This is a genomic window from Lentilactobacillus sp. TOM.63, from assembly GCF_030361045.1.
In the GTDB taxonomy this organism is placed as follows: Bacteria; Bacillota; Bacilli; order Lactobacillales; family Lactobacillaceae; genus Lentilactobacillus; species Lentilactobacillus dabitei.
In genome coordinates this window covers 1-6,403 of the sequence record NZ_JAUCAP010000105.1, presented here as the reverse complement: position 1 = coordinate 6,403, position 6,403 = coordinate 1, and the positions used below count along the sequence as shown (strand labels likewise).

7 protein-coding genes are annotated in these 6,403 nt (G+C 41.0%); 5 read left to right on the top strand and 2 right to left on the bottom strand.

Translation table 11 applies throughout. The annotated features are described in order from the left end of the window. Positions 1-304 precede the first annotated feature (304 nt). Complete coding sequence (rfbB, locus tag QUF07_RS12895) at positions 305-1,288, top strand: dTDP-glucose 4,6-dehydratase (protein WP_289427805.1); 984 nt, start codon at positions 305-307, stop codon at positions 1,286-1,288. A gap of 14 nt (positions 1,289-1,302) precedes the next feature. Further along, a complete protein-coding gene (locus QUF07_RS12890) occupies positions 1,303-2,166 on the top strand; it encodes an NAD(P)-dependent oxidoreductase (RefSeq protein ID WP_217164401.1) in 864 nt (287 codons plus the stop codon). 295 nt (positions 2,167-2,461) lie between these two features. On the opposite strand, the gene QUF07_RS12885 is transcribed toward QUF07_RS12890, so the two are convergent. Continuing rightward, on the bottom strand, positions 2,462-2,656 hold the full coding sequence (locus QUF07_RS12885; RefSeq protein WP_054748969.1) for a hypothetical protein: 195 nt from the start codon (positions 2,654-2,656) through the stop codon (positions 2,462-2,464). A gap of 180 nt (positions 2,657-2,836) precedes the next feature. Here QUF07_RS12885 and QUF07_RS12880 point away from each other — a divergent pair, with 180 nt between their 5' ends. Next, the gene (locus QUF07_RS12880) at positions 2,837-3,274 is read left to right on the top strand and encodes a MerR family transcriptional regulator (protein WP_217342460.1); all 438 of its coding nucleotides are present in this window, start codon (positions 2,837-2,839) and stop codon (positions 3,272-3,274) included. Between the two features lie 140 nt (positions 3,275-3,414). Here QUF07_RS12880 and QUF07_RS12875 read toward each other — a convergent pair whose 3' ends face one another. Then, complete coding sequence (locus QUF07_RS12875) at positions 3,415-3,624, bottom strand: DUF4649 family protein (RefSeq protein WP_289427803.1); 210 nt, start codon at positions 3,622-3,624, stop codon at positions 3,415-3,417. 275 nt (positions 3,625-3,899) lie between these two features. Between QUF07_RS12875 and QUF07_RS12870 the strand changes: the two genes are divergently transcribed. Together QUF07_RS12870 and tyrS are read left to right on the top strand one after the other, a co-directional pair. Further along, the gene (locus QUF07_RS12870; RefSeq protein WP_217164393.1) at positions 3,900-4,553 is read left to right on the top strand and encodes a snapalysin family zinc-dependent metalloprotease; all 654 of its coding nucleotides are present in this window, start codon (positions 3,900-3,902) and stop codon (positions 4,551-4,553) included. 319 nt (positions 4,554-4,872) lie between these two features. Beyond that, the gene (gene tyrS, locus QUF07_RS12865; protein ID WP_289427799.1) at positions 4,873-6,129 is read left to right on the top strand and encodes a tyrosine--tRNA ligase; all 1,257 of its coding nucleotides are present in this window, start codon (positions 4,873-4,875) and stop codon (positions 6,127-6,129) included. The last annotated feature ends 274 nt before the right edge of the window (positions 6,130-6,403 follow it).

The following is a 6,403-nucleotide window of genomic DNA, read 5'->3' as shown; positions in this document are numbered from 1 at the left end:
GCGGCCATTTTAACTTCATAAGGAAACATAATAAAACCCCTTGAATTAGATTTCTCCAATTCAAGGGGTTCAGTTCAGTTTTGGAATGCATTACTTTTTTGCTTAAATGGCAGGGATCAGCCATTTGTTCCAAGCTTTATCAATATAAAAGGAAGTCAAGTTGCATTTATAGACGCTTTGTCGACTAAAATCTCAGCTTCAAAACGGCAATTGCCCCTGTCTGCCTGAAAATGGATTTTGACAATGATAAAAGTGTGTTAACTTAGGGGTATAGACATCTTGCGACAACAGTAGGAGGCAAATGATGAATATTTTAGTCACCGGTGGGGCCGGCTTCATTGGCTCAAATTTCATCCGTTATGTATTGAAAACTGATTCGAGGGATTGCGTCATTAATCTGGATGCACTCACATATGCTGGTAATTTGACGAATTTAAGTAGCGTTCAAAACAATTCCAGGTATTTATTTATCCATGGCAATATCGATGATGAGACACTCATTAGTAAGCTTTTGGCCGATTATCATATTGGTGCTGTGGTTAACTTTGCGGCTGAATCCCACGTAGATCGCTCAATTTTAAATCCTCGTCAATTTGTAGAAAGTAACTATGGCGGGGTCAGCATTCTTTTAAATTGCCTGAAGAAGTTTCCGGGGACCCGGTTTATTCAAGTTTCTACTGATGAGGTTTATGGGAGTGCACTTAGTGGGCAAACCTTTTCAGAAACAGATTCGCTTAATCCGAGTTCTCCGTACGCAGCAACCAAAGCCGGTGCCGATTTGCTTGCTTTATCATATTACAAGACATTTGGAATGGCCGTTTGCATCACTCGGTCAGCTAACAACTATGGCCCGTATCAGTTCCCAGAAAAATTAGTCCCATTGATGATCAGTCATGCGGTCATGGGAGAAAGGCTTCCGGTTTATGGCGATGGACAAAACGTCCGCGACTGGTTGAATGTGCTTGATAATTGCAGGGGAATCGATGCCGTTTTGCACCGTGGAAAGCCTGGCGGGGTTTATAATATAGCCGGTCATAATTATCACAGCAATCTCGATGTCGTTAAACTCATTTTGGCTCGTTTGGGGCTGTCAACGTCTGCAATTCAGTATGTGGCTGATCGACCAGCTAACGACGAGCTTTATGCGATCGATGATAGTAAGATTCGGACCCAGTTAGGGTGGACACCGCAAGTCAACTTTGACGTTGGGATGGCCCAAACGATTGATTGGTACAAAAATAACAGGGACTGGTGGCAGCCCCTGCTTGCAAAGGTTAAAAATAGATAGTTTGAGGTGAAAATATGAAAATTGGATTTATCGGCACTGGGGTCATGGGAACAGGAATGATTAATAACCTCCTTACAGCTGGCTATGAGGTGACTGTCTATAACCGAACCAAGACCCATGCCAAAACCGTTTTAGAAAATGGGGCGACTTGGCAGGATTCCCCAAAAGAAGTCGCTCAGGTAAGTGACGTTGTGATCACAATTGTTGGATTTCCAAAGGATGTTGAAGCGGTCTATTTTAGTGACCAAGGAATCTTTGCCGGATTAGGAACTGAAAAGACGGTGATCGATATGACCACCAGTTCACCGATTTTAGCAAAAAGAATTGCCAGCTACGGTGCCAGTCATCAAATTAATGTGCTTGATGCCCCGGTATCCGGTGGGGATGTTGGTGCTAAGAATGGAACCCTCACCATTATGGTCGGTGGGAAACTTGACACCTTCATGAAGATGAAGCCAATTTTACGAGCAATGGGCACGTCAATTCGCAGATTTGGTGGGGCCGGTCAAGGCCAAAATGCGAAGATGGCCAATCAAATCATGGTTGCAGGCACGATGACCGGCATGATTGAGGCATTGGCTTACGCAAAAACTGCCGGATTAGAGCTTGATCAGATGATCCAAACCATTGACGGCGGCGCGGCGGCCAATTGGAGTATGGCCAACTATGGCCCCAGAATTTTGAAGGATGACTTAAACCCGGGCTTTGCTGCAAAACACTTTCTAAAAGACTTGCGAATTGCCTTGGAGGTTGCAGATGAAATGCACATTGAATTACCGGCCACCCAGAAAGCCAAGGATCTGTACGAAAAGATGGTTGATCAAATGAAACTGGGCAATTTAGGAACCCAAGGACTGATTAAGCTGTATGAGAAATAATGTAATGGATTTCGGAAAAACAGGCCTTGAAATTGGCTACTAGTATATTGCTGAATACCGATTTAACCTGTTGATTCCACAACAACTAGGAAGACGCTGGGATATATGTTGATTTTAAATCAGTGATCATCATTTGGATCGCCGTTGATACTCAGATAAAAGCTGTGCCAGAATGCCGATCCCGGCTATTTAACAAAAAGAACCAACTATTCCAAAATCAGGAATAATTGGTCATTTTCGTTAAATTCTGGGATCAAAACGCCGATTGTCCCAGTTTCACTCCTCGCGTTCATGGCTATTTTTTATCCCGGCGACGTTGATTTGCTTCGATCACGTTAATGACCACCGAAATCAACAAGAAGATCCCAGCCAGGATAATAAAGCCAACCTTCACGTTATCGGCAAACGACGAGCGTTGGATTAGAAATGCAATTAAAATTGATAAAACGAGTGAAATATCTGCCACAATTAATCTTGGGGAAAAACCCATTAGAAGTCATTCCTTTCTTTTCACTGCATTATAACAAATTGCCTCCCATAGGAATAGGGGCCAGGTTAATCATTGTAAAATTGGTTGACAAGCCTATTTGATAATTTGCCAATCATGGTAGGTCTGATATAATTGCAGTGAGATCATTGTTCGAAACAAAATTTGAATTGGGTGGGCAAAATGACAGATTTAAATCCTGATGAGTCATTTATCGATACGAATAAGCTGATTTTTGGTATTGGCCAGGTTCAAAAAATCACCGGTGTTTCTGGGCGCCAGCTTCGTTACTGGGAATCACAGAAGTATATTGCGCCCATTGATCAGGAAAAGGGCGTCTCTCGACAATATTCACTCCATACATTATTTTTGATTTTCCATATTAATCAATTTATCAAAAAAGGGTTTACATTACAAGCTGCCGTCGATCATGCCCGTCAATTCGATGCCCAGATTCCGGCTTTACGTCAGTTTCTTCAAAGCCAGTTGAAAGGGGTTGAAACTGGCCCCAACGGAACGTTACTCGACTTAGGCTACCTGAATGCCGAACACGCACAACGAGTTTATGGGGTGATCGATAAAACAGGTGAGACGTCTTTTGAAATTAAGGATGTTAAGTGAGATTGCGACGAAAGGTAATTTGATCCCCGCCATTTGTCGCAAGTTTTATCAATATCAGAATGGAGAGCCAGGTTGCATTTATCAACAATTTGTCGACTAATATCTCAACTCGATTTGATATTCCCAGAAGCATTGGTTGCTTACACGCCTTGATCATCGAAGTGTTTGTATAGGCCAATGATGGTTTTGTCATCCAAGTCGATTGGTTTACCATCTAATGTGACACTCTGAATTTTATAGTAATCCTCCAAGTCTGGAACTTCCAGCCGTTGATTTGCCATGAAGTCCTGTGCTGATTTGTATTCGATTGTTTCAGTCGAATTGCCACTTTCGTACATAATTTTTAACATATGAGTCGCTTTCTTTCTATGATAGTAGTCTTTGAATAATTATTTCTAAATTTATTCTAGAGTTTCCGCTTACAAAACTCAACAAACAAGGCTTTGAATATTTTATGAAGATAGTTTGAAAATTCGTAGAGTTTAAAGTTGAGAGTCAGCTATAGGTGATGATATATTATTATCAAGGGGAACGGAGGAGCGAATTTAAAACGAATGACTACTCTTCCGATCAATTAAATATTCTGACGCTTATGACGACTGACATTTATTCAAGGGGGAGTTAAATGTTTAACTTTAAGCATTTTTTTGTTGTTGTGATGATGGTGTTGGTTGGCTTTATTGGGATGGCTGCACAATCGGATGATGTGTCGGCAGCACAAACAATCAGATTTACCAGCGCAATGCATACAAACAAAAATTTGACTTACAAGGGAACCATTAAGTATTACGTTAAAGGGGATGCGAAGAAATATCAGGCGGATATCAACTACGCTGCTAATCGTTGGAACAAAGCATTGGGGAGAAAAGTGCTGCGGCCAACCAACAGTCAAAGTGGTTCCAGACTTGTGTTTACGGGGACAAACAAGCTTGGCGCAGGCTACGCGGGGATGGCTGAGATTAATAGCGGCGTGATCGCCTTGAATAATTCCTGGATGAATCGATATAGCAACCAAAAGCAGCGCGCTGTCGTGATTCATGAATTAGGTCATACATTTGGGACCAAAGACCTTTACAATTATCCGGATGCTTCATTAAGGAGCACGTTTAAGAAGCAAACGATTATGGGCGGTAATTATTCAACCAACATCAAGAGTTTTGATGCCAAGTTGGCAAAATGGACGTTATCAAAAACGCGTAGCATGTCAGCAACTGAGTTTAATCATTATCGTTCAAATAAAGGACTTTATTATCAGCAAATGCTTCATGGCCAACTTTAATTCGGGCTTTAATTTGTCTTTGAAATCCATTGACATTGGTGGGCTGACCATCTATCATTAACTTATTACTTGTGGGTGTTGAATCAGTAAAGTAATTAGTTAATTCGAGAATCCAGAAACTTGGCGGTGATGTGAGCCAAGCGGTTGACTAATGAATTTACAGCTGAGGAGTCCATTACGTTGAGTTAGACGAGTCATTTCGTTACCAATGATATGAGCGATTACTGGTTTTGGCCGGTAATAACTTGGGTGGTAACGCGGAAATTTCGTCCCTGGCATTTATTGTCAGGGACTTTTTATATTTAGGAGGAATTTTTGAATGAATATTTTAGATGAGCTAAAGTGGCGTGGCGCGATTAATCAAGAAACTGATCATGATGGGTTGAATGATTTAGTGAATCAGAAGTCGGTTGGTATCTATGTGGGAATTGATCCAACCGGAGATAGTATGCATATTGGACACCTAATCCCGTTTATGATTTTGAAGAGATTCCAGCTAGCTGGTCATCATCCGGTTATCGTTATTGGCGGTGGAACGGGAGCAATTGGTGATCCAAGTGGTAAGAAGTCTGAACGAGTTCTTCAAACGATGGATCAGGTTAAGCACAACGAAGCAGCTTTAACTGCTCAAATGGAAAAATTGTTCGGTCAAGATGGCAAATTCGAGATTGTTAATAACTATGATTGGCTTTCCAAGTTGTCCTTACTGGATTTCTTGAGAGATTACGGTAAGTTGTTTAACATTAATACTATGTTAAATAAAGAAATTGTTGCCAGTCGATTGGAAGTTGGCATTTCATTTACTGAATTTACATACCAAATTTTGCAATCCATCGATTTTCTTCATCTATACCGACACAATGATGTCCAGGTTCAACTAGGTGGCGCAGATCAGTGGGGGAATATTACTTCCGGAACTGATTTAATCCATAAAGTTGAAGGTGCTGATGCTCAGGTATTTGGTCTAACTATTCCATTGTTGCTCAAATCTGACGGCACTAAGTTTGGCAAGTCCGAAGGCGGTAATGTTTGGCTTGATCCTGAGAAGACCACGCCATACGAATTTTACCAGTTCTGGATTAACCAAGACGATCGCGATGTGATTCGCTATCTCAAGTATTTCACATTCTTGAGTCAAGACGAAATTGCTGAGTTGGCAAAAAAGGTCGAAACCGCACCAGAAAAGCGAGAAGCACAACGAAAATTGGCTGAAGAGGTTACAGAGTTTGTTCATGGTAAAGCCGCTGTTGAACAGGCAGAACATATTTCGGCAGCCCTATTCTCGGGTGATGTTTCAAAACTGACAACTGCAGAAATTGAACAGGGATTCAAAAATATGCCAACAGTGGAAGTGTCCGCTGAACCGCTTAACATTGTTCAATGGTTGGTTGATTCAACTAAAATTGAGTCATCACGTCGTCAAGTGAGAGAAGATATTAACAACGGGGCGATTAGGATTAACGGCGAAAAAATTCAAGACGTTGATTTTATGATCGATCCATCTAAAAAATTCGACGGTAAGTTTGTGATTGTCCGTCGTGGTAAGAAGAAGTACTTCTTAGCAAGGGTCAAGTAAGCATTCCAAGACAAATCAATTTGATTTGTCTTTTTTGTTGACATCGTCTTTAAAAGCCGGTATATTATTTAGTGCGGCTTTTGATAAGTTCATTTTTTAAAAGTTGTGGAATTACAAAAAATCATTGACACTTAATCGTCATCATGATAATATTAAATAGTTGTCAAAAGCGATGAACAAGCGCTTACGACAACTTGGTAGACCTTTGAAAACTGAACAAAATTTTCGACAAACAAATGTGCAGGGCGTTCCGATTCATTTCGGAACCAAACAT

What these genes read in the sequence shown, in the direction of transcription:
- QUF07_RS12880 (WP_217342460.1), top strand. Translation starts at nt 2,837, where the DNA reads ATGACAGATTTAAATCCTGATGAGTCATTTATCGATACGAATAAGCTG.
- tyrS (WP_289427799.1), top strand. Translation starts at nt 4,873, where the DNA reads ATGAATATTTTAGATGAGCTAAAGTGGCGTGGCGCGATTAATCAAGAA.
- QUF07_RS12885 (WP_054748969.1), bottom strand. Translation starts at nt 2,656, where the DNA reads ATGGGTTTTTCCCCAAGATTAATTGTGGCAGATATTTCACTCGTTTTA.
- QUF07_RS12890 (WP_217164401.1), top strand. Translation starts at nt 1,303, where the DNA reads ATGAAAATTGGATTTATCGGCACTGGGGTCATGGGAACAGGAATGATT.
- QUF07_RS12875 (WP_289427803.1), bottom strand. Translation starts at nt 3,624, where the DNA reads ATGTTAAAAATTATGTACGAAAGTGGCAATTCGACTGAAACAATCGAA.
- QUF07_RS12870 (WP_217164393.1), top strand. Translation starts at nt 3,900, where the DNA reads ATGTTTAACTTTAAGCATTTTTTTGTTGTTGTGATGATGGTGTTGGTT.
- rfbB (WP_289427805.1), top strand. Translation starts at nt 305, where the DNA reads ATGAATATTTTAGTCACCGGTGGGGCCGGCTTCATTGGCTCAAATTTC.